The following is a 4598-nucleotide window of genomic DNA, read 5'->3' on the forward strand; positions in this document are numbered from 1 at the left end:
CTAAAATTATCACTTTCGGATTCGCCAATATAGCTCTGGCAATTGAAATTCTTTGACGTTGACCTCCAGATAATTTCACACCTCTTTCACCAATTACCGTATTTAAACCTTCATCAAATCTATTCGTAAATTCATCTACATAAGCGCCTTTTACGGCTTCTAATAATTCTTCTTCCGAAGCATTTGGTCTTGGAAATAAAATATTTTCTCGAATAGTTCCTTCATATAAAAAATCATCTTGTAAAACAACTCCCAACCTACTTCTAAAACTATTTAAATTTACTTTAGACATATCCGCTCCATCAATAGAAATTATTCCATTTGAAGGGTTTAAAAACGATGCTGCCAAACTTGCAATTGTAGATTTACCGGAACCTGAAGAACCAACCAATGCAATTACACTTCCTTTTGGCGCTTTAAATGAAATATTATGCAATACTTCTTTTCCTTTTTCATAACTAAATGAAACATTTTCAAACAAAATATCTCCTTCAATTTTATCTAAAACTTCAGTTCTCACTTCAGGATTGTCTTCTTCAGTCATATTCATTAACTCTTCGGTTCTATCCAAACCTGCCATAGCTTCGGTTAACTGACTTCCAATATTACTCATTTGTACAATTGGTGCAATTAAAAACCCTAAAAACAATGTAAAAGACACAAATTCACCGTAAGTCATAGTGTTATTCATAATAAAATAACCACCTATTCCCATAATTCCTGCGGATGCTAATCCTAATAAAAACGTTGAAGAACTTGTCATTAGTGCAGTTGCAGTCAAACTCTTTTTCACATTTAAAAACAATTGCTCTACCCCTTTTTCAAAACTTTTATTTTCCTGTTCTTCTGCATTAAAACCTTTAATTACACGAACTCCATTTAATGTTTCTGTCAACCTACCCGTTACTTCTGCGTTAATTTTTCCACGTGCTCTAAAAATTGGACGAATATATCCAAAAGCTTTTAGTGCAACAACAGCAAAAATTGCTACTGGAACCAACACGAAAAGGGTCATTAACGCATTTATTTTTATTAATATAACCAATGAAATTATTGCAGTAATAGAGCCTCCAACTAATTGTACTAAACCGGTACCAACAAGATTCCTAACTCCTTCAACATCTGTCATTACTCTAGAAACTAAAGCTCCGGATTTATTATTATCGAAAAAACTTATTGGCAATGTTAACAGTTTTCTTTGAACTTTTGCTCTTAACAGCGATATTAAATGTTGTGCTTCTACACTTAACAAACGCGTTAAAGAAAACGATGTTATTGCCTGAATAAGGATTGCACCACATACAATAATTATTAACGTAGTTAATGCACTCATATCTTTCGACGGAATTACATCATCAATTAAGTTTTTACTAGCATAAGGCAATACCAAACTGGATAAACTTTTAGCCATTATTAATACTAAACCTATAAAAATAATTCGTTTTCTTGGCCAAATAAATTCCTTAAATGCCCACCAGAATGATACTTTTGTTTTACTCATACGTTTTTGTAGTCGAAAATCGAGCCAGAACTTTACAAATGACAATTAGGCAGTATGTACAATTCCCTTTTTAATTAGAAGCATTTTTGCCGTCGTAATAGTTTTTCAGTATAAAAAATGCTTTCTTTTTTTGTCCGTCTTCAGAAATTAAACCTTTTCTATTCCATCCATCTTGAATTTTAGGTAGAACACGTCTGGGCGATCTAAAATCGACTAAAATCCAAGGTGAAAAGCCTTGTAACTGCTCAATTCCTTCAATCATTTTTAATGTTTGAATATATACATCTTCCTGATATTCTTCAGTCCATCGTGTTAATTTATCACCGTGTAAACCAACTTTTGCTCCTGCTCCAAATTCAGAAATTAAAACAGGTTTATTTTGTGTTATTTTCCAAGTAATCTGTCCGCATTTTTCTGGTAAACCATCATACCAACCAACATATTGATTAAAACTTAACACATCAACAACATCAGCAAAAGAATCATGTATTGTTCTAATAGTTGCATTTCCTTCAAAATTACTTTGCTCTAATGCTGCACTTATTAATCTGGTTGGATCAAGTTTACGTGTGTGTGCAGCTAAATTAGTTAGAAAAATATTGCGCGGTTCACTAGTTGGTGTTTCATTTGCCATTGACCAAATAATAACCGAGGCTCTGTTTTTGTCTCTATTTATAACTTCCGTTAATTGGTTTTCAGCATTTTTATAGGTTTCTATATTATCCCAAGCTATAGTCCAATAAACTGGATTTTCTTCCCAAACTAATATTCCCATTTTATCTGCTAACCGAACCATATGCTCGTTATGAGGATAATGCGCTAAACGCACATAATTACAACCCAGTTCTTTTGCCCAATTTAATAGTTGCTGAGCATCTTCTATAGTAGAACCTCTCCCTCCTTTTATTGGACTTTCTTCGTGAATAGAAATTCCTTTTAAAAATATTTTTTCATCATTTAAAAGAATTTCTTGCCCACTTGTTTTTATGGTTCTAAAACCTATTTGGTCTTTAATTTCATCACTTTCTGATGTTAAAATAACAGTATATAAGTGAGGGTTTTGAGTTGACCAATAATTTATTTTTTTTGATTTTATTTCAATGGATGCAATCCCTTGCTCATTGGTTAAAACCTTGGTGTTAATTTTAAGTTCTGGAATGCTTACAAGAATCTCCTTTTCAGAAATATCAGTTCCATTTAGTTGTACAAACCCTCTTATTTGTTGATTATTTTTTGGGTTTAACTGAATGAAATAATCTTGAATATAATTATTTGAAACCTCTACTAATTTTACATCTCTAGTAATTCCACCATAATTCCACCAATCTGTATTTAGTGTTGGAACCGCTTCTTTTTTACGTTTGTTATCAACTTTAACAATTAAAAAATTGTCGCTTTCTTTTAAAAGTTCGGTTACTTCAAAATTAAAAGGTGTAAAACCTCCAATATGAGTTCCTAATTTTTCACCATTAAAATAGACATCTGCTTGGTAATTTACAGCTTCAAAATAGACAAAAACACGATTGTCTTGATTCATTTTTACATAGTCAAAAGATTTTTTATACCAAACAGTACCTTCATAATAAAATAAATTTTCTTTTTGGGTATTCCAATCACTTGGAACTTGTATAACATCTGACAAATCAAAATCATATTCTACCAAATCTGTTTTATCCTTTGGTTTTGCATTGATGAAAAATGCTCCATTTCCCGGTTTTGTCTGATTTTCAAAAGGTTCGTAACGGTAATTATAAAAACCATTTTCATAAGGATCCACAATATAATTCCAATCGCCATTTAAACTTATTGAAGACCTATTATAGGTATTTATTAGCAAATTTTCTTGTGCAGTTATATAAATGCAAAATGAGAACACAAAAATTGATAAAAGTACTTTTCTATATGTTTTAAACATTTTTTAATTATTTTAAGTTTTATAATTTACAAATTATTATACTCGGTTTGTAACCAATTCATACGTTGTGAATACCAATTTTTTAGGTGGTCTACTTCTTCTTGATACGTATTAAAAAATACGGGATTTGGCCAAATATAATTTCCTAAAACATTCCATTTATTATTGTTCTCTTGTTGCGCATATTTAAGATAGTCTGCATAAAAATCCATGTTGTTTAAAATAGCATTTTCATTATTTTTAAAATAAGTAAATCGAGACTTTACTTTGGTAACAAAAGCAGGGTCTTGAAAAAGGCGGGCGTACCATTTATGATCTTTTACCCAAAAACCATTTGGATTGGTTGCATCGGAATAATTTACGTTTCCAAAGGCTAAATCGAAATCCCAAAGTGGTCCCATTTTAATTTTCTCACCAGGCATTACATTTAAAAATATACTTGAAAAATCTCTTGAATCCTGATTTTTTGTAATTTCACTAATTAGATACCAATCTATAAAACTATCTACATCAATGTATTTAGCATAGCCTGAAATTGGATCTTTAAATTCACTGCTTTTTAAAATAGTTTCAAATTCATTTACTAAATCTTTAATATATGTGTATTCTGTGCTGTTATATTCTAAATTTGGTTCTTTAATATTTATTAAAAAATCGTTGGTTCTAAAATACACATCATCGGGATCTAATCTATCCAACTGGTCAATTTCTAATAAATAACCTGTATCGCCTAAATTAACTCTGTTACTACTTTCTTCTACTTTTTGTGAAATATTGTATGTCCCAGAATACTCATTATTAACAAAAACTTCAGCATATTCAGATCTTGGAGTATATTCTAATGTGCTCAAATGGCCCATGTCAAAAGCTATTTTATTGCGCATTAAAGTTTTGTCTGAATGTTCCGCTAAAAATATCCATTTTTTATCTTTTGGCATTCCCAATACTTCGGCTTTATCACTCAACTTCATTTGATAAGGCTTTTTAGGATGCAAATACCAGGTAGAATTTCCTCTTCCCCGAATTTCCATTTCAGAAGTTTCAAATCCATCAAAATTTCGAACACCATCTATACTAAAAAAACCATCTACTTCATCGTCTTTAGAATCTATTGCAACATTGCCATCTGTATTGATATAAACAATTGGTAAACCCGTAAAATAAGTTACATCAACCGTATAA

The 4598-nt window shown here is 30.9% G+C and carries 3 protein-coding genes; all 3 read right to left on the reverse strand.

The features are described 5' to 3' along the window. A partial coding sequence (locus AB1Z17_RS06300; RefSeq protein WP_368050948.1) for an ABC transporter ATP-binding protein occupies nucleotides 1–1501 on the reverse strand: 1501 nt, incomplete at its 3' end. Between the two features lie 70 nt (nucleotides 1502–1571). After that, on the reverse strand, nucleotides 1572–3416 hold the full coding sequence (locus tag AB1Z17_RS06305) for a glycoside hydrolase family 2 protein (protein WP_368050949.1): 1845 nt from the start codon (nucleotides 3414–3416) through the stop codon (nucleotides 1572–1574). A gap of 26 nt (nucleotides 3417–3442) precedes the next feature. Next, a partial coding sequence (locus AB1Z17_RS06310; RefSeq protein WP_368050950.1) for a CotH kinase family protein occupies nucleotides 3443–4598 on the reverse strand: 1156 nt, incomplete at its 5' end.

The organism is Lutibacter sp. (genome assembly GCF_040883305.1).
Taxonomy (GTDB): domain Bacteria; phylum Bacteroidota; class Bacteroidia; order Flavobacteriales; family Flavobacteriaceae; genus Lutibacter.

Coding starts and splice junctions, on each gene's coding strand:
- AB1Z17_RS06305 (WP_368050949.1), bottom strand. CDS start 3,416: ATGTTTAAAACATATAGAAAAGTACTTTTATCAATTTTTGTGTTCTCA.